This is a genomic window from Bradyrhizobium sp. BRP20 (assembly GCF_020194215.1).
Taxonomy (GTDB): Bacteria; Pseudomonadota; Alphaproteobacteria; order Rhizobiales; family Xanthobacteraceae; genus Bradyrhizobium; species Bradyrhizobium yuanmingense.
Window position 1 is genome coordinate 615,044 of sequence record NZ_JADYVY010000002.1, and the last position, 19,087, is coordinate 634,130.

General features: G+C 64.8%; 15 protein-coding genes. 8 read left to right on the forward strand and 7 right to left on the reverse strand.

Translation table 11 applies throughout. The features are described from left to right. Positions 1-111 precede the first annotated feature (111 nt). Positions 112-3,918, forward strand: coding sequence for a DUF3971 domain-containing protein (locus I6F33_RS07605; protein WP_225141794.1), 3,807 nt, complete (start codon positions 112-114; stop codon positions 3,916-3,918). Between the two features lie 167 nt (positions 3,919-4,085). Here the strand turns inward: I6F33_RS07605 and I6F33_RS07610 are convergent, their stop codons facing one another. The 4 genes from I6F33_RS07610 to tyrS all read right to left on the reverse strand — a co-directional run bounded on the left by I6F33_RS07610 (position 4,086) and on the right by tyrS (position 9,405). Continuing rightward, a complete protein-coding gene (locus I6F33_RS07610) occupies positions 4,086-5,780 on the reverse strand; it encodes a methyl-accepting chemotaxis protein (protein WP_036000014.1) in 1,695 nt (564 codons plus the stop codon). Between the two features lie 392 nt (positions 5,781-6,172). Further along, the gene (locus I6F33_RS07615; protein ID WP_036000011.1) at positions 6,173-6,583 is read right to left on the reverse strand and encodes a DoxX family protein; all 411 of its coding nucleotides are present in this window, start codon (positions 6,581-6,583) and stop codon (positions 6,173-6,175) included. 228 nt (positions 6,584-6,811) lie between these two features. After that, positions 6,812-8,095, reverse strand: a complete 1,284-nt coding sequence (locus I6F33_RS07620) for an MFS transporter (RefSeq protein ID WP_225141796.1) — start codon at positions 8,093-8,095, stop codon at positions 6,812-6,814. 56 nt (positions 8,096-8,151) lie between these two features. After that, positions 8,152-9,405, reverse strand: a complete 1,254-nt coding sequence (gene tyrS / locus I6F33_RS07625) for a tyrosine--tRNA ligase (RefSeq protein ID WP_128261852.1) — start codon at positions 9,403-9,405, stop codon at positions 8,152-8,154. A gap of 166 nt (positions 9,406-9,571) precedes the next feature. Here tyrS and I6F33_RS07630 point away from each other — a divergent pair, with 166 nt between their 5' ends. The 3 genes from I6F33_RS07630 to I6F33_RS07640 all read left to right on the forward strand — a co-directional run bounded on the left by I6F33_RS07630 (position 9,572) and on the right by I6F33_RS07640 (position 11,817). Next, positions 9,572-10,675, forward strand: a complete 1,104-nt coding sequence (locus tag I6F33_RS07630) for an anhydro-N-acetylmuramic acid kinase (protein WP_225141798.1) — start codon at positions 9,572-9,574, stop codon at positions 10,673-10,675. 112 nt (positions 10,676-10,787) lie between these two features. Further along, on the forward strand, positions 10,788-11,483 hold the full coding sequence (locus I6F33_RS07635) for a glutathione S-transferase family protein (RefSeq protein WP_225141810.1): 696 nt from the start codon (positions 10,788-10,790) through the stop codon (positions 11,481-11,483). A 10-nt stretch (positions 11,484-11,493) separates the two neighbouring features. Continuing rightward, positions 11,494-11,817: a multidrug efflux SMR transporter gene (locus tag I6F33_RS07640; RefSeq protein ID WP_225125549.1), complete on the forward strand. Its 324-nt coding sequence runs from the start codon at positions 11,494-11,496 to the stop codon at positions 11,815-11,817. 13 nt (positions 11,818-11,830) lie between these two features. Here the strand turns inward: I6F33_RS07640 and I6F33_RS07645 are convergent, their stop codons facing one another. The 3 genes from I6F33_RS07645 to I6F33_RS07655 form a co-directional block, all read right to left on the reverse strand. Continuing rightward, positions 11,831-12,121 (reverse strand): DUF1330 domain-containing protein, encoded by a 291-nt coding sequence (locus tag I6F33_RS07645; RefSeq protein WP_225125548.1) that lies wholly within the window; start codon positions 12,119-12,121, stop codon positions 11,831-11,833. A gap of 64 nt (positions 12,122-12,185) precedes the next feature. Further along, the gene (locus I6F33_RS07650; protein WP_035999994.1) at positions 12,186-12,833 is read right to left on the reverse strand and encodes an alpha/beta hydrolase; all 648 of its coding nucleotides are present in this window, start codon (positions 12,831-12,833) and stop codon (positions 12,186-12,188) included. A 348-nt stretch (positions 12,834-13,181) separates the two neighbouring features. Then, positions 13,182-14,021, reverse strand: coding sequence for a LytTR family DNA-binding domain-containing protein (locus tag I6F33_RS07655; protein WP_225141812.1), 840 nt, complete (start codon positions 14,019-14,021; stop codon positions 13,182-13,184). Positions 14,022-14,210: 189 nt separating this feature from the next. Here I6F33_RS07655 and I6F33_RS07660 point away from each other — a divergent pair, with 189 nt between their 5' ends. The 4 genes from I6F33_RS07660 to sufC all read left to right on the forward strand — a co-directional run bounded on the left by I6F33_RS07660 (position 14,211) and on the right by sufC (position 19,087). Next, complete coding sequence (locus I6F33_RS07660; RefSeq protein WP_225141814.1) at positions 14,211-15,401, forward strand: acyltransferase family protein; 1,191 nt, start codon at positions 14,211-14,213, stop codon at positions 15,399-15,401. A gap of 52 nt (positions 15,402-15,453) precedes the next feature. Continuing rightward, positions 15,454-16,593, forward strand: coding sequence for a cysteine desulfurase family protein (locus tag I6F33_RS07665; RefSeq protein WP_225141817.1), 1,140 nt, complete (start codon positions 15,454-15,456; stop codon positions 16,591-16,593). Positions 16,594-16,705: 112 nt separating this feature from the next. After that, a complete protein-coding gene (sufB, locus tag I6F33_RS07670; protein ID WP_036033568.1) occupies positions 16,706-18,202 on the forward strand; it encodes a Fe-S cluster assembly protein SufB in 1,497 nt (498 codons plus the stop codon). A 132-nt stretch (positions 18,203-18,334) separates the two neighbouring features. Then, complete coding sequence (gene sufC / locus I6F33_RS07675) at positions 18,335-19,087, forward strand: Fe-S cluster assembly ATPase SufC (RefSeq protein ID WP_035999976.1); 753 nt, start codon at positions 18,335-18,337, stop codon at positions 19,085-19,087.

Sequence of the window (19,087 nt, forward strand, 5' to 3'; positions counted from 1 at the left end):
GGGCAAGTCTGGCGACGCCGGAGTATGGTTACAAGGAATTCCACGCACCACCCCACTGCTCGTTGAACGCGCTCCCGGGGCGAAATGACGAACAGCAGGAATATTCGAGGTATGGCGGCAGTGCCGGCGCAGGGAGCATCACTTCCCGCGAACGGCTGCGGTCCCGGCGGCGCTCAGTCCTATGACGGGCGCCTGTATCGAGAGGCAATGGCAAGGAATACGTCGCCCCAGGACTACAACCGGGATTTTGATCGGCGCGGCGGCCAATTCGAGCCGCAGGAATGGGACGACGCCGACTGGGATCCGGATCAGGAAGCGGCTGCGCGCAATCGCGCACGCCGGTTGCTGGCGCGTTCCGGTTCGGGCTTTCTTCGCTTCGGTGGTCGATTTGGCGCGCTGCGCCGCTGGACAGGTAGGGGGCGCTGGCTGAAGCGCCTGGCGGTGGCCGTCGCCACCGTCATCGTCATTTTCGTCGGCTGTTTCGGTGCGCTGTGGTGGCGGCTCGGCGCCGGTCCCATCAATCTGGACATCGCAACGCCGTGGCTCGCAGCCGCGATCGAGGACAATATCGGCCATGGCAACACCGTTGAGGTCGGCGGCACCCAGATCGAGCGGGCCGGCCGGGTCCGCGTCGCCGTCCGCATCCGAGACATCATCGTTCGCGACCGCGATCACGCCGTCGTCGCCAGCGCGCCGAAGGCCGAGGTGAGGCTGTCGGGTGCGGCCCTCCTGATGGGGCACCTGCGTGCCGAGAGTCTCAACCTGGTCGATGCCGAGCTCGCCATCCGCATTGCGCCCGATGGCACCGTCACCGTGTCCGCCGGCGACACGGCAAAGCCGCTCGCGACCGGTGTCGCGTCCAAGAAGGATGCGGGCCTGCCGCCGACATTCCCGCGCAGCGGTGTCCCCCCGCCGCCATTCGCGACCGCGCCTGCGAGCCCGGACGCATCGCAGGCCGCACCGCAGGCGACCGCGCAGAGCGGCATCCTTCAGGGCCTCGACTGGCTCGACAGCCTGAGCATGACGGGCCTCGACGGTCAGAACCTCAACGAGATCGGTCTGAAAAACGGCGTCCTGATCGTCGACGATCAGCAGCGCGGCAGCAAATGGTCGTTCGAGAACATCACGCTCAGTCTGAGGCGGCCGAGCCGCGGCGGCGTCGCGCTCAGCCTCGGCGAGCAGGGCGCGCGTCCGTGGCTGCTGCGCGCCACGATCGGACCGGCCAAGAACGGCGTGCGCTCGGTCGACATCAAGGCCGACAAGGTCTCGACCTCCAACATCCTGCTGGCGCTGCGGGTGAAGGACCTCACCTACACCGCCGACCTGCCGCTGACGGGCGAGCTCAAGGGCGAGCTCGGCCGCGACGGCGTGCCGACCTTCTTCCGCGGCAAGATCGCGGCCGGCGCCGGCAATATCATCGATACCGACACGCCCGACTACCCGATGGCAATCGACTCGGCCGAGATCAACGTCGAGTGGGATGCGAACCGGCGGGTGCTGGTCGCGCCGTTCAAGGTTCTCTCCGGCGCGAACCGCCTGACGCTGCTGGCCCATCTCGAGCCACCCAACGGCAACATCAACGACTGGCAGCTCGGCTTCAGCGGCGGGTCGATCCTGCTCGGCGGCATCGACAACGAGCCGCCGCTCGTCTTCAACCGCATTGCGATCGGCTTCCGCTTCGACGCCGACCACAAGCGCATCCTGCTGACACAGGCCGACGTCTCCAACGGCGAGATCGGCGTCGCCGGCACCGGCGCCCTCGACTATTCGGGCGAGCCGCGGCTCACCCTCGGTTTTGCGGGCACGCCGATGTCGGCCTCCGCCTTGAAGCGGATGTGGCCGACGCTGATCGTCCCCGAATTGCGTGAATGGGTGATCGAACGGATCGAGCGCGGCACGCTCCAGCGCATCGAGATCGGCGTCAACTCGCCGACCAGGAACCTGCCGCGCAAGGGTCCGCCCATTCCGGACGACGGCCTGTCGGTCAATATCGTGGCGAGCGGCGTTGCGGTCCGGCCCGTGGACGGCATGCCGGTGGTGCGCGATGCCGATCTGAAGGCGCGCGTGACCGGACGCACCGCGACCGTCAACATCGGGCAGGGCATTGCCGATACCCCCGCGGGCCGCAAGGTCACGATCTCCGATTTCGTCTTCGAGGTGCCCGACATGGCGCCGAAGCCGTCGCCGTCGCGGAGCAGATTCCGTGTGGAAGGGCCGGTGCCCGCGGCCGCTGAAATGCTCGCCAATGATCGGCTGAGCGACCTGTCGGCGACCGTCGTCGATCCCAACACCAGCAAGGGAACGTTCTCGGCGAACATCCAGCTCGGCATGCCGGTCAAGGGCGAGCTGACCAAGGCCGACACCACCTACGCCGTCACCGCCGATCTCAACGGTTTTGCCGCCGACAAGCTGGTGATGAACCAGAAGCTGGAAGCCAACAACCTCAAGATATCAGCCAACAACCAGGGCTATCAGGTCAAGGGCGACGTCAAGATCAACGGCCAGGCGGCCTCGCTCGATTATCGCAAGCCGGCTGAGGGCGACGCGGATGTCAGGCTGCAGGCGACGCTGGACGATGCCAGCCGCGCGCGGCTCGGCTTCGATCTCAGCCCCGCCGTCATCGGATCGTTGCCGATCAAGCTGTCGGGCAAGATCGCGAGCGGCGCGGATCAGACGACGAAGCTCGGCGTCGAGGCCGACCTGACCGCGGTCAGGCTCGACAACATCCTGCCTGGCTGGGTCAAGCTGCCGGGCAAGTCCGGCAAGGCCAGCTTCAAGGTCGTGCCGACGGCGCAATCGACGCGTTTCGAGGACATCGTCATCGAAGGCGGCGGCGCCTCGATCAAGGGCTCGCTCGAGCTCGACGCGAACAGCGATCTCGTGAACGCGAACTTCCCGACCTACGCGCCGTCCGACGGCGACAAGGCCTCGCTCAGGGTGGAGCGCAGCCAGGACGGGGTGCTGCGCGGCACCATGCGTGGCGACGTGTTCGACGGCCGCGGCTTCCTGAAGTCGGCGATCTCAGGCAATTCCAAGGACGACAAGAACAAGCTGAAGAACGTCGATTTCGACATCGACGTGAAGCTCGGTGCCGTCGCCGGCTTCAACGGCGAGGCCATGCGCAGCCTCGATGCCAAGATGTCGAAGCGCAATGGGGCTATCAAGGCGTTCACGCTGAGCGGCAAGATCGGCCGCGACACGCCTGTCGCTGCCGACCTGCGCGGCGGCCGTGCCCAGGGCAACCGCGAGGTGATCTACCTGCAGACCAACGACGCCGGCGCGCTGCTGCGCTTCACCGACACCTACACCAAGGCGGTCGGCGGCCAGATGGTGGTGGCGATGGAGCCGCCGTCTTCCGAGCCGAACGCCGCGCGCGAGGGCCTGATCAATGTCCGCGACTTCACCGTGAAGGGCGAGGCGCAGCTCGAACGCGTTGCCGCCGGCGCGCCGAACGGGACCGGGAATGGCGTCTCCTTCAGCGCACTTCGCGCCGAGTTCACGCGGCAGAACGGTGCGCTCACGGTCCGTGACGGCGTGGTCAAGGGGCCGATGATCGGTGCCACCATCGAGGGCTCGATCGACTATCCCGGCAACCAGGTCTGCATGAGCGGCACCTTCGTGCCGATGTACGGCGTCAACAACATCTTCGGCCAGATCCCGCTGTTCGGCATCTTCCTCGGTGGCGGCAACAATGAGGGGCTGATCGGCGTGACCTACGAGGTCGTCGGCACGCCAGCCGCGCCCGTGATGCGCGTCAATCCGATCTCGGCGATGGCGCCGGGCCTGTTCCGCAAGATCTTCGAGTTCAACACCGGCAAGCAGAACTCGCCGTTCGAGGAATTCCCATCGCATTCGAACGACGGCTCGACCGGATCGACGCGCCAGCTGTCGAGCGGTTGCACCCTCGCGCGGCGGTAATCCCCACATTCCCAGGTGCTCGTCATTGCCCGGGCTTGTCCAGGCTTGTCCCGGGCATCCACGTTCTTCGTGCGGCGCGGCCAAAAACGTGGATGGCCGGGACAAGCCCGGCCATGACGAATGTGGCGATGCTTTCGCGCCAAACGTTTTGAGGCTGGAGCGGGGCGTCAGGCCGCGCGCACGCCCTTCAGGAATGTTCCGACTTCGCCGGAGAGCTGCTCGGCCTGCTTGGAGAGGTTGCTGGCTGCTGCGAGCACCATGCCGGCAGCGTTGCCGGTCTCGTTGGCCGCCGTGGAGACGCCGCCGATATTGGTGGTGACCTCTTTGGTCGCCTCCGCGGTCTGCGAGACGCTGCGGGCGATCTCGGCGGTGGCGGCGCCTTGCTCCTCGATGGCCGCGCCGATCGAGGTGGCGATGCGGCTGACCTCCTCGATGGTGGCGGTGATGCCGCCGATCGCATCGACAGCTTCCTTGGTGGCGCCCTGGATCTGGGCGATCTTGTCGCCGATCTCGCGGGTGGCTTCCGCGGTCTGGCTCGCCAGCGACTTCACCTCGGAAGCGACCACGGCAAAGCCGCGGCCGGCTTCGCCGGCGCGGGCGGCCTCGATGGTGGCGTTGAGCGCGAGCAGGTTGGTCTGCGCCGCGATGTTGGAGATCAGCTCGGCGACATGCTCGATCTGCTGGGCGCCGTCCGAGAGTGCGCGCACGATGGTGTCGGTGCGGCGGGCGCTGTCCACCGCACGTCCCGTGACCTCGGCCGATTGCGCGACCTGGCGGCTGATCTCGGTGATGGAGGAGGAGAGCTCCTCGGCGGCGGAGGCGACGGTCTGGACGCGCTGGCTGGCCTCATTGGCGGCCGAGCCGACCACGGCGGCGCGGCGATTGGTGCCTTCGGCGGTCGACGACATCGACTTGGCCGTGGTCTCCAATTCACCGGAGCCGGAGGCCATCAGGCCGACGAGCTGGCCGACGGAGGCATCGAAGCGGTCGGCAAGGGCGATCAGGGCCTCGCGCTTCTCCTGCTCGCTGCGGGCCTTGGCCGCGACCTGCTCGGCCTCCAGCGTGCGGGCCGTGAGCGCGGTCTGCCTGAGGATTTCGAGCGTCTCGGCCATGCGGCCGATCTCGTCGCCGCGGTCGGTCTCCTCGACCGGCTTGTCGATGGCGCCTTCGGAAATCGCCTGCATGCGGTTCTTCTGACGGTCGAGCGCGCCGAGCACGTCGCGCGCGATCAGCCAGGACAGCGCCGCCATCAGCAGCATCAGGCCGATGCCGATGGCGCCAAGCTCCAGCGTCAAGGCGCGCACATCGGCGTCGATGTCGTCGACATAGAGGCCGTAGCTGATGATGACGTTCCAGGGCGCGAACTTGCGCGCGAACACGGTCTTGCGGACCGGCTCGGTCTGGCCGGGACGGGGGTAGAGATAGGAGGTGACGCCGCCCTGCGCAGTCTCGCTGCCGGCCTTGATGATGGCGTCGGCAATCAGCACGCCGTTTGAATCCTTGGCGCCGGTGATCTTGCCTTCGAGCTGCTGGTTGGCGCCGTTCACGACCAGGGAGCCGTCCGGATTGTAAACCACCGGATAGCCCTGGTTGCCGTTGAAGTTCATGCGGCGGCCGCGCTGGTGGAACAGGCTCTTGGCCTCGGCCGGCGTCAGCTTGCCGGCGGTCACTTCGTCCTGGAGCGCTTGGGCGTAGTTGTAGAGGAGTTCGACGGCGGTCCGCATCTGCTGGACGCGGTCCTCCATCATCCGGCTCTTGCTGAGCACGGCCGATACGCCGATGATGGCTGTGACCGTGAGAGCCGCAAGGCAGACCATGCTGGCAAGCTTGGTGCGGATCTTCAAATGACTCAGCAGTTTCATCACAGCCCCTACGGAATGGTTGTTATTGCTCGCACCGGTAGCATGAAGTTCTTACCAATCATGAATGGAGGCATGCGGCGGCCTGCTGCGCGGACAGCGTTTGCAGGCGCGTGCGCAATGGTGCAGGCAAATCGCCGTGCAGACGGACTCCAGCCCGTCTGGGGAAGGGAATCGATCTTGGGTTTTGGCAGCTAGACCGTCTGGACGGACCTGCAATGAATCGATTCGTTCATCGCATCATCATGTCTCTGCTGCTCGTCGCGGCCCTCGTTCTGATCTGGAATGTGCTGGGGACGCGCTGAGACGGCACCGGAGATCTGCCGGCGCCATCCTCGTGCTTAGCGGATGAGATGTGCTTCAGCGGGGCGCGGATGCGCCCGCCGGTCCGGCGGCTATTTCTTGCCCATCGCTGCGTCGACGCTGACCGGGCCTCCGCCCGCCGCCGAGAGATACAGGCAGGCGAAGCAGAACAGGATCGCCAGGGTGCCGTTGTTCAGCAGCGGCAGGAAGATCGGCGTCTCGCCCCTGAACATGTGGCCCATGAAGTAGGCGAAAGCCATTTCACCGGACAAGATGAAGGCTGCGAGGCGCGAGAACAGGCCGATCATGAGCAGCCCGCCAAGCACCAGTTCGAGCGCACCGGCGGCGCCGTAAAGCGACATCAGCTCGACCTTGGCGAACATTGGGACAGCCGGAAACTTGAACAGCTTGGCGACGCCGTACTGGAACAGCAGCAGGCCGGTGATGAAGCGAAACAGGCTCAGGAGAACCGGTTGAAAGCGAGTGAGATAAGGAAAGTCCATTGGTTTGCCCTCCATCCAATGCTGGACCCAATGCTGCGACTTGGACCGCATTCGCTTCCGCCTCGCAAGCCACCAGCATCAATTCAGCGCTGACATTTTCGTCATGTCGGACAAAACACCGCAAGGCGCCGCCACCAGCTGCACGCGACCCTCTTTTTTGCACGTTCGCCTCGCGCTCGTCCGTAGGATTCCGGTGAAACCAGGGTGTGCAGGTTACGTCGGGGAGACCTACTCCCGCAAAGCAGGGACGACCAGGAACGGAATCATTCCGAGGATCACGCTCGCAAGTGCGAAGACGAGCAGGAGATCGTAGCCGTGCGTGGCATCGTGGATCAGGCCGCCGCTCCATGAACCGAAGGCCGAGCCGAGGCCGCTGCCGATCGAGATCGTGCCGAAGATGGTGCCGACGCGTTTGCCGCGAAAGATCTTCATGGCGGTGGCGCTGATCAGCGGCCCGCGGGAGCCCATCATGCTGCCGAAGCAGACGACGAAACCGGTGAGCAGAATGACGTTCGGATAGTACTGCAGCAGCCAGAGCAGAACGATGCCGAGAATCGAGATCGCGTAGCTGAGCAGCACCGACGGCCGCCGTCCGATCAGGCCGTCGAGCGCGGAGATGCCGAGCATGCCGAACACCAGCACGATTCCGGAGAAGCCCCAGGCGGTCGCGGCCTGGAGCGGCGGAAAGCCGGCGTCGATCAGATAGGCCACGATCTGCGCCGCGATCGCATACATGCCGACCGCGGTGAAGAAGAAGGTCGAGAACAGCGCCCAGAATGCGTGGTGGCGCATCGCGCTCGCAAGCGTCCAGCCGCTGTCGACGAAGTCAGGATCGCTCTTCTTGGCGACGTGCGGCGAGCCGGCCGCGAACATGCGCCAGGGCAGCAGCAACAGCGGCGCCAGCAGCCCGAGCGCTGCAAAGCCGAACAGCTGATAGGTCTCGCGCCAGCCGAGATGATCGATCAGAAGCTGCGATGCCGGCAGCAAGGCCAGCACGCCGCCGCCCATCGCCGAATAGACCACCGCCATGGCGGTCGGCAGCTTTGGTCCGAACCAGCGGCCGAGCAGGATCGAGTTCGGCACATTGCCGATGAAGCCAACGCCGATGCCGACGCAGATGCCGATCGAGAGCTGGAATTGCCAGAGCGCGTGCGCATGGCTCGCGATCAGAAAGGCCGAACCGAGCAGGAGCAAGCCGAGCGCATAGACGAGCCGTGGCCCGGAATGATCGAACAGGCGCCCGACCAAGGGTGCGGTCAGCCCGCTGACGAGCCAGGTGAGGGAGTAGATCGAGACGGCCTGGGCGCGATCCCAGCCGAGGCTTTCGGAGATCGGCTTGAGGAAGACCGTGAAGCTCTCGCTCAAGCCCCGGCCAAGAACAGCCAGCGTGAAGCAGAGGCCGAGCACGACGAGTGCGGTGCGCACCGCGTCCCGCCGGGCGCCTCCGACCCTTTCCTTGCCCGTTTCCGCTGTCGTTTCCGCTTTCGTTTCCTTGGGCCTGTCCTGTTTCATTGCCGTCAGGGAGCGCGCATCCGTGCGCCCTGACAAGCAGTGAAAAGCTCATACGCCTATGCAGGCCTGATGAGCACGTGCTTCTTCTTGCCAAAGGACAGCTTGATCACGCCTTCCGGCGTCAGGTGGCCTGCCGACAGCGCCATCTTCTCGTCGGTGACGGGCGCGTCGTTGACGCGCAGGCCGCCGCCTTTGATCTGGCGCCTCGCTTCGCCGTTGGAGCCGACGAGGCCAGCCTTGACGAAGGCGTTGAGCACGCCGAGGCCGGCGTCGAGTTCGCCGCGCGGAATTTCCACGGTCGGCAGGCTCTCGGCAAGCGCGCCTTCCTCGAAGGTGCGGCGCGCGGTCTCGGCGGCTTCGTTCGCGGCGTCGCGGCCGTGCAGCAGCGCGGTCGCTTCGGTTGCGAGCACCTTCTTGGCCTCGTTGATCTCCGAGCCGCCGAGCGCCTCGAGCTTCCTGATCTCGGCCATCGGCAGTGTCGTGAACAGTTTCAGGAACTTGCCGACGTCGGCGTCCTCGGTGTTGCGCCAGTATTGCCAGAAGTCGTAAGGGCTGAACTGGTCGGCGTTGAGCCACACCGCGCCTTGAGCGGTCTTGCCCATCTTGGCGCCCGAGGCGGTCGTCAGCAGCGGCGTCGTCAGCGCGAACAGCTGGTGGGTGCCCATGCGGCGGCCGAGATCGACGCCCATGATGATGTTGCCCCATTGGTCCGAGCCGCCCATCTGTAGGCGGCAGCCGGTGCGCTTGGCCAGCTCGACGAAGTCGTAGGCCTGGCAGACCATGTAGTTGAACTCGATGAAGCTCATCTCCTGCTCGCGCTCGAGGCGCAGCCGCACGGAATCCATGGTCAGCATGCGATTGACCGAAAAGTGCCGGCCGACGTCGCGCAGCATCTCGATCCAGTTCAGCTTGGTCAGCCATTCCGCATTGTCGAGCATGACCGCGTCGCTCTTGCCCTCGCCGTAGCGCAGCACCTTGGCGAACACGCCGCGGATCGATTCCTTGTTGGCCTCGATCTCGGCGATGGTGCGCATCGCGCGCGTCTCGTCTTTGCCGGAGGGATCGCCCACCATGGTAGTGCCGCCGCCCATCAGCGTAATCGGCTTGTTGCCGGACTGCTGCAGCCAGTGCAGCATCATCATGGTCAGGTAATTGCCGATGTGCAGCGAGCGGGCGGTGCAATCGTAGCCGACATAGGTGGTGGCCTCGCCCTTGGCGGCGAGCGCGTCCAGCCCCTCGAAATCGGAGCATTGGTGGATGAATCCACGTTCCTGCAGGGTGTTGAGGAAATCCGATTTAAATGCAGTCATCTGTCGGCGTGCCTGACAATTCTTGGTTTACCGTTTTGGGGGCAATTTAAGGGTCTTCCGCGGGAACCCGGTTGGCCGCCCGCCACTTGGCGCGTTGGCATTATAAGATGTGCCCCTCTGGCACAAGATCGGCATGCCAGCGCGGGTCTCTTGAGGATGCTGGTCCATGATGTTGACGGCACTCGGTTTGATGAGCGGCACCTCGCTGGACGGGGTGGATGTCGCGCTGATCGAGACCGACGGAAAACAGGTGAAGGCGTTCGGACCGTCCGGTTACCGGCCCTACGGCCCGGCCGAGCGCAACCTGCTGCGCCAGGCGCTGAGCGAGGCCGTGCATCTGCAGCAACGCGACGCCCGCCCGGGCAGTCTGGGCGATGCCGAGCGTGCGGTGACGCAGGCCCATGCCGAAGCGGTCGCGGCCTTCCTCGCCCAGAATCGGATGAGGGCGGAGGACGTCGACATTGTCGGCTTCCACGGCCAGACCGTGCTGCACCGGCCCGAGAGGCGGCTAACGGTGCAGATCGGCGACGCGCCGGCGCTCGCAAGGGCCATCCATATTCCCGTGATGCACGACTTCCGCGCCGCCGACGTCGAGGCTGGCGGGCAGGGCGCGCCGCTCGTGCCGGTCTACCACCGCGCGCTCGCCCATTCGCTGGAGCGCGAAGGGCCGATCGTCGTGGTCAATATCGGCGGCGTCTCCAACATCACCTATATCGACGGCAACGATGCGTTGATCGCCTGCGACACCGGCCCCGGCAACGCGTTGCTGGACGATTTCATGTACCGCACCATGAACCAGCCGTTCGATGCCGACGGAAAGTTCGCTGCGCTCGGCAAGGTGGATGAAGCCTGGATCGCGCGGGCGCTGGAGCTGCCGTTCTTCGCAAGCCCGCCTCCGAAATCGCTCGACCGCAACGATTTCGCGGCGCTGCGGCTCGGCGAGGTGCTGCCTGCCGACGGCGCAGCGACGCTGACCGCCTTCACCGCCGCCGCGATCGCCCGCATCATTCCGCTGTTGCCCCGCCGGCCGCGCAGCTGGATCGTCTGCGGCGGCGGCGCGCGCAATCTCACCATGCTGCGGATGCTGCGGGAGCGGGTGGGCTCGGCCAGCGTCGAGGCGGCCGAAACGCTCGGCTGGGCCTCGGACGCCATCGAGGCGCAGGCCTTCGGCTTTCTCGCGGTCCGCGGCATGAAGGGCCTGCCGCTGTCCTATCCCGCGACCACGGGCGTGCCGATGCCGATGACCGGCGGGGTGATCGCCAGGCCCTGAAGATGACTGCCTGAGGATCACGCTTGGTTGATGCGAATGCATCGATCTTGACGAGTGAATGCAGATGCATCTATATAGGATGCAATTGCATCTAACCGCCGGGATCGTTGCCATGACATCGTCGCTTAATACGCCCGCTTCACTGAAACTGATCAGCCACAAGCTTTGTCCCTACGTGCAGCGCGCTGTGATCGCGCTGAAGGAGAAGGGCGTGCCGTTCGAGCGGATCGACATCGATCTCGCCAACAAGCCGGACTGGTTCTTGAAGCTCTCGCCGCTCGGCAAGGTGCCGGTGCTGGTGGTGACGACGGAGCAGGGCGAGGTCGCGCTGTTCGAGAGCAACGTGATTTGCGAATACATCGAGGAAACCCAAGGCGGCGCGAAGCTGCATCTGGTCGACGCGCTGAAGCGGGCCGAGCACCGCGCCTGGATGGAGTTCGGCTCGGCGATCCTCGGCGACCTCTGGGGCTTGGAAACCACGACCGATCCGGCGACGTTCGAGAGCAAGCGCCATGCACTCGCGGCAAAATTCGCGCGGGTCGAGGCCGCGCTCGGCGCGGGCCCGTACTTCGCCGGCGAGGCGTTCAGTCTGGTCGATGCGGTGTTCGCACCTGTCTTCCGTTACTTCGATCTGTTCGACGAACTGACCGAGCACGGCATTTTCAACGACGTGCCGAAGGTGCGCGCCTGGCGCGCCGAACTCGCAAAGCGCCCGAGCGTGCGCGGCGCGGTCGGGGCGGATTATCCGCAATTGTTGCGCGCCTTCCTCATTCGCCACGACGCGCATCTGCTCAAGCTCGCGGCGTGAGCCCCGTCCGATGTCGCAATCCCTTGCTTGGCTCATGCTGGTGATCGCGGGCCTGCTCGACGTCGGCTGGGCGATCACCATGAAATATGCCGAAGGCTACACGCGCGCCGGCTGGAGCATCGCCTCGCTCGTGCTGCTCGCCGCCTTCGTATTCCTGCTCGGGCGCGCCTTGAAGGTGCTCGAGGTCGGCGTCGCCTATTCGGTGTGGACCGGCATTGGCGCGGCCGGCACGTTCCTGATGGGCGTGGTGCTGTTCGGCGAGACCTTGAGCGCGATGAAGCTTGCCGGCATCGCGCTCGTCTTGATGGGGATCGTCGCGCTCAAGCTGGCGTAGTCAGTTGCTGCGATCAGATGCACCCATCCGCGAGCAGCAGCCTGCTGGTCGTCGTCGCCTGACGCAGTTTGAACAGGGGTTGAATCTCAGGATCATCCAAGAAGGCCTGAGCCTTCTCGCGGTCCGCAAATTCGATGATGACGAGACGCTCGGGCGCCCAGTCGCCCTCAATCGTTGTCGGCTCGACGCCGCGGACGATGTATCGCCCTGCGTGCTTGGCGATGAACGCCGGAACTTCAGCGATGTAAGTCTTGAATCCGGCGTAGTCGTTCACCGAGAGATCAAGAACCAGATACGCCTTCATCGCTCGCAATCTCCAGGGTGATGGGTTCGCAGCCATGCCGCGAACCCATCCACGTCGGAAGATATTACCGCACGTTGGCGAGGCGCATGTCGAGATAGGCCGTGATGGTTTCCATCAGCGGCTCGAGCTTGGAGTCGAAGAAGTGGTTGGCGCCGGGGATGATCTGCTGATCGATTACGATGCCTTTCTGGGTCTTCAGCTTCTCGACCAGCGTGTTGACGTCCTTGGGCGGCACCACCGCATCCTTCTCGCCATGCACGATCAGACCTGAGGACGGGCAGGGCGCGAGGAACGAGAAGTCGTAGAGGTTGGCCGGTGGCGCGATCGAGATGAAGCCCTCGACCTCGGGGCGGCGCATCAAGAGCTGCATGCCGATCCAGGCGCCGAAGGAGAAGCCGGCAACCCAGCAGGCGCGCGCCTCGGGATTGATGGTCTGCGCCCAATCGAGCGCGGCGGCCGCGTCGGACAATTCGCCGGTGCCGTGGTCGAACGCGCCTTGGCTGCGGCCGACGCCGCGGAAATTGAAGCGCAGCACCGAGAAGCCGCGATGGGCGAAGGCGTAGTAGCACTGGTACACGATCTGATGGTTCATCGTGCCGTGGAACTGCGGATGCGGATGCAGGATCATCGCGATCGGCGCATTCTTCTGCTTGGCCGGGTGATAGCGGCCCTCGAGGCGGCCGGCGGGGCCGGTGAAAATGACTTCAGGCATCGATGATCTCTGATCTAAGTCCCTTGGAGGTGATCCCTGCGCAATCGTCCGATTGTGGCTCTCGCAGCGTTGCCGCCGACGAGAGCACGGATGAAGGGTGGAGAGGCGCGCCCTCGGATGATGCGCGAGTGGCGCGCAGGTGAACTGACGCGCGCTTCTAACACAAGGCCAGGGTCAAAAAGCAAGCTTCTTCGACATCTCTCAATCAGCTCAAGAGCTTAGCCAGTCATTGCATTGTCATCTCTGGCTTGCCTGCCGCGACCTGGACCTGCCTGAATCAACCGAAGCACGGCAAGAGCCGGCCGTCCTGCCGAAGGGTGCTATCCAACTTATTGAAATCACGATTGTTTAGGGGGCGCCTGGGGCGATTCCCGCTGGCGCGGTTCGGCTTCCCAGCGATGCGACCGCCGGCCGGTAGCGCCGGCTGCCGCCGAGCGTCTGGCCGTTGTCGAAGGCGAGCTCGAAATCCCCTGATGGCTTGAGGTCCACGCCGCGCACCCGGTCGAGATTGGCGAGCTTGGTCCGGTGGACGCGAACGATGGAAAAGCGCGCCAGCTCGCTTTCCGCCGCTGCCAGCGTGCCCCGTATGAGGTGCTGGGTGCCGTCGGCGAGGCTATATTCGATGTAATTGCCGGCTGACGCGACCCAGAGGATATCGCGCGGCACCACGCGAATGCGGCTGGTGCCGTCGCGCAGCCAGATCAGATCGGCGGACGATGGCTGCTTCGGGGTGGGCGGCGCCGACGATGCGACTGCCGCGCTCTTCAGCTCACGCCGGCTTTCGAGCAGCCAGATCGTGGCGGCGATCAGAACAAAGGCCACGGCGTCTTTGCGGAATTCATACAGGACCGTCGCGAGCGAGAAACGGAAATCGTAGGCGCCGCCGGCGAGCCAGAGCGCGAGCTTCCGCACCCAGACCATGCCGGTGATGTGGAGGGTGGAGAAGCCGAGCAGGGCGATCGCCCCGATGGCCGCCTGGGCGGCGAGGCCGGCTGTCCGGCGCATGCGGCGGACCGCCAAAACCAGGATCGGCAGCAACAGCAGGATGACGGCGATGCTCGACATCTCCCAGAACAACCGCCGGCCGATGTCGTAGCTGTCGCCGCGCCAGGCCGCGTCCTGAGCGAACGAAAACGCATTGACGATTCCGATCACGAGCGCGACGGCCGCGATCGCTGCGAACATCATCCGGTCGCCGCCGCTGATCCCGAAAGTCCCGCGACTCGTCCCAGCCGCCGGCAGCTCATCCCCTCGTGTCCGATTCTGATCCCAAACCGGCTCGACGCGCGCCGCAGGCGGAGCATTTTCGGTGTCAGCCATTTTCGTCAGTCCTGGCCCCAAAACCGCGTTTGTCGTCCCGTCAAGGAGCAGAAAACCATGACAACACCACAGCAATCCCAAAGCTCTGAAAGGCGTATCGACCTGGACTGGGTGCGGATTTTAGCCTTCGCGCTGCTCATCTTCTACCACGTCGGCATGCTCTACATGTCCTGGGGATTTCACATCAAGAGCACGCACCGGCTGACGTGGCTGGAACCGGTGATGCTCTTCCTCAACCCATGGCGGCTGTCGCTTCTGTTCCTGGTGTCTGGGGTTGCCACCCGCTTCATGCTCGGCAAGTCCAGCCTCGCCTCGCTTGCCGGTGCGCGATCGGCGCGGCTCCTGATCCCGCTGATCTTCGGCATGCTCGTGATCGTGCCGCCGCAGGCCTATCTCCAGATCGTCGAAAGCCTCGGCTATCCCGCCGGCTTCTTCGATTTCTACGCCAGGCACTACTTCGCCTTCGGCGCGCAATTCTGTCCGAAGCCGTGCATCGTGTTGCCGACCTGGAACCACCTCTGGTTCGTGGTCTATCTGTGGGTCTACACCATGGCGTTGATCGGCGTGCTCGCGTTATGGCCGGCCGGCGCTGACTGGCTTGGCCGAAAGCTGGCTCGTGCGCTTACCGGCCCATGGCTCCTGATCGCGCCCTGCCTGCTGTATGCGGCCTGGCGCCTGGTGCTGTTCCCGGCTTTCCCGTCGACACACGCGCTGTTTGGCGACTGGTACAACCACGCGGACCACGCCACGGCCTTCCTGATCGGTTTCCTGCTGGCCAAGCAGGAGGGGATCTGGCGCGAACTCGAACGCCTGCGCTGGGCGGCCCTGCTGGCCGCCGCCGCGTGCTTCGCTGGCTTCATCCTGGTACGCGCCGGCCTGTTTGCGCCGTCGCCCATGCTGAAGTGGTTCGCCGCCTCGGCCTATGGCTGTTATCAATGGCTCGCGATCGCCGTCGTGCTGGGCTTTGCCCGGCGCTATCTTACAGCCGACAGCCCGGCGCGGCGCTATCTGACCGACGCGATCTTCCCGTACTACATAGTGCATCAGACCGCGATCATCGTGATCGCGCATCAATTGCATGGCAGCGGTCTGTCGGCTGGGATCGAAGCGTCCATTGTCATCGCCGGGACCGCGCTCACATGTGTGGCGAGCTATGAGATCGTCCGACGCGTTGCCTGGCTGCGGCCGCTGTTCGGGTTGCGCGCGGTGCCGCGAAGTGTTGCGAGGATGGAGCAGCAGCCGGCCTGACGAGCGCACGCCGTCCGATTGGCCGGACGACAAAAGGTGCTAAGAGGGCCAGATGCCGAACCGTGTCTATCTCGACTGGAATGCGACCACGCCGCTGCGCCCCGAGGCGCGGGCGGCGATGGTCGCGGCCTTCGACCTGGTCGGCAATCCATCCTCGGTCCATGCCGAGGGGCGGGAGTCGCGGCGGCTGGTCGAAGAAGCCCGCGCGACACTCGCCGCCGCGGTGGGGGCGCAGCCGCGCAACATCGTCTTCACCTCCGCCGGAACCGAGGCCAATGCGCTGGCGCTCTCGCCGGGTTTGCGGGGCCCGTCCGGCGCACCCGTCGAGCGGCTGCTGGTCTCGGCGGTCGAGCACGCCTCGGTGCTGGCCGGCGGCCGGTTCCCGGCGGACAAGATCGGGGTGATCCAGGTCACGCGCTCCGGCGTGGTCGACCTCGATCATTTGAAGGCGCTGCTGAAGGGCGGCCCGCCGGCCCTGGTCTCGATCATGGCCGCCAACAACGAGACCGGCGCTCTTCAGCCCGTCACGGAGGCTGCAACCATCGTCCACGAGGCCGGCGGCCTGCTGCATGTCGACGCGATCCAGGCGCTTGGCAAAATACCGTTCGATATCAATTCAGTAGGCGCCGACCTTGCGACCTTTTCTGCGCACAAGATCGGCGGCCCCAAGGGGGTCGGCGCCCTGGCGATGGCCGATGGGATAAGCGGCCTTGAGCCGGTGCTGCGGGGCGGCGGACAGGAGTTCAGCCGCCGGGCCGGAACCGAGAACATTGCCGGGATCGCCGCCTTCGGGGCGGTGGTGAAGGCTGCGCTTCAGGCTATGCCGGAGGATGTGAAGTGTATGGCAAGTCTCAGAGATCGCTTGGAAAATGGCCTCCGCGAGGTTCCCGGGACGACCGTTTTTGCGAAAGACGTGGCGCGGTTACCAAATACCGTCCTCTTGACGGCGCCCGGCTTGAAGGCCGAAACCGCCGTGATCGGCTTCGATCTGGAAGGCATCGCGGTCTCCTCCGGCTCCGCCTGTTCCTCCGGAAAGGTCCAGCCGTCTCACGTCCTGTCGGCGATGGGCTATGATCCCGCGGTGGCCCAGGGAGCGGTGCGTCTCAGTCTGGGCTGGTCCACGGAACCGGCGGACATCAATAGGGCGTTAGAGGCTTGGCGAAAGCTTGGTAATACCCTACTTAAGGGCTAAGCGACGAAACACGGCTTGAACGGTTCTAAGCCGTGCTTTCCGCAGAGAAATATCGTAATACTCGTCCGAGTTTGATCCACCGCGGTCCTTGAAACCGCGAGCGGAGGATGGAATGCCAGCCGTACAAGAGACGGTCGAGCGCGTGAAGCGCATCGACGTCGACCAGTATCGTTATGGGTTTGAGACCCTGATCGACTCCGAGAAGGCCCCCAAGGGGCTGTCGGAAGAGATCGTAAAATTCATCTCGCAGAAGAAGAACGAGCCCGCCTGGATGCTGCAGTGGCGGCTGGAAGCCTATCGGCGCTGGCTGACCATGCAGGAGCCGACCTGGGCCCGCGTCGATTATCCCAAGATCGACTTCCAGGACCTCTATTACTACGCGGCGCCGAAGCCGAAGAAGACGGTCTCCTCGCTCGACGAGATCGATCCGGAGATCCTGAAAACCTACGAGAAGCTCGGCATCCCCTTGCGGGAAGTCGCCATGCTCGAAGGCGTCGAGCCCAAGCCCGGCGAGGAAGATCCGGCCCGCCGCAAGATCGCGGTCGATGCTGTCTTCGATTCGGTCTCGGTTGCGACCACGTTCAAGGCTGAGCTGAAGAAGGCCGGCGTGATCTTCATGCCGATCTCGGAAGCCATACGAGAGCACCCCGAGCTGGTGCAGAAATATCTGGGCTCGGTGGTTCCGACCTCGGACAATTTCTATGCGACGCTGAACTCGGCGGTGTTCTCCGACGGCTCGTTTGTCTACGTGCCGCCGGGCGTGCGCTGCCCGATGGAGCTGTCGACCTATTTCCGCATCAATGAGCGCAACACCGGCCAGTTCGAGCGTACGCTGATCATCGCCGACAAGGGCTCCTACGTTTCCTATCTCGAAGGCTGCACCGCGCCGCAGCGCGACGAGAACCAGCTGCATGCCGCCGTGGTCGAGCTCGTCGCCCTCGACGACGCCGAGATCAAATATTCGACGGTGCAGAACTGGTATCCCGGCAATTCCGAAGGCAAGGGCGGCATCTACAATTTCGTCACCAAGCGTGGCGACTGCCGGGGCGCCAACTCGAAGATTTCCTGGACCCAGGTCGAGACCGGCTCGGCCATCACCTGGAAATATCCGAGCTGCATTCTGCGCGGCGACAATTCCCGTGGCGAGTTCTACTCGATCGCGATCTCGAATGGCTATCAGCAGGTGGATAGCGGCACCAAGATGATCCATCTCGGCAAGAACACGTCGAGCCGGATCATCTCCAAGGGCATCGCCGCCGGCAAGTCGCAGAACACCTATCGCGGTCTCGTCACCGCGCACCGGAAAGCGACCGGCGCGCGCAACTTCACCGCCTGCGACTCGCTGCTGATCGGTGACAAATGCGGCGCGCACACGGTGCCATACATCGAGGCCAAGAACTCCTCGGCGACTTTCGAGCACGAGGCGACGACCTCGAAGATCTCCGAGGACGTGCTGTTCTACTGCATCCAGCGCGGGCTCAGCCAGGAAGAAGCGGTCGGCCTCGTCGTCAACGGCTTCGTCAAGGACGTGCTGCAGCAGCTGCCGATGGAGTTCGCGGTGGAAGCGCAGAAGCTGATCTCGATCTCGCTCGAAGGGTCGGTCGGCTAGCTCGGACCTCGTCCTGAAGAGGCCGCGCAAGCGGCCGCCTCGAAGGATGGATACCGGAAAGATTGGTGGCCTCAATCCTTCGAGACGCGCCTGCGGCGCTCCCTGGGATGAGGGGATAGATGGAAAAACATTATGGCTTTGCTTGAAGTGAAAGACCTCAAGGTTCGTGTCGAGGAGCGTGAGATCCTCCACGGGCTGACGCTGACCGTGAACGAGGGCGAGGTGCACGCGATCATGGGGCCGAACGGCTCCGGCAAGTCGACGCTCTCCCATGTCATCGCCGGCAAGCCCGGCTACGAGGTCACCGACGGCCAGATCCTGTTCAGGGGCGAGGACCTGCTGGAGATGGATCCCGACGAGCGTGCCGCCAAGGGCGTGTTCCTGGCGTTCCAATATCCGGTCGAGATCCCCGGCGTCACCACCATGAATTTCCTGCGCACGGCGCTGAACGCGCAGCGCAAGGCGCGCGGCGAGAGCGAGCTGATGGTGCCGGACTTCCTCAAGAAGGTCCGCGAAGTCTCGAAGTCGCTGAACATCCCGCAGGACATGCTCAAGCGCGGTGTCAATGTCGGCTTCTCCGGCGGCGAGAAGAAGCGCAACGAGGTGCTGCAGATGGCGCTGTTCGAGCCCAGCCTGTGCATCCTCGACGAGATGGATTCGGGCCTCGACATCGACGCGCTGCGCATCGCGGCCGACGGCGTCAACGCACTGCGCTCGCCGGGGCGCGCGATGGTCGTCATCACCCATTATCAGCGGCTGCTGAACTACATCGTGCCCGACGTCGTGCACGTGATGTCCAGGGGCCGCGTCGTGAAGAGCGGCGGCAAGGAATTGGCGCTGGAGCTGGAAGCCTCCGGCTACGCCCAGTTCGAGGATGCCGCGTAA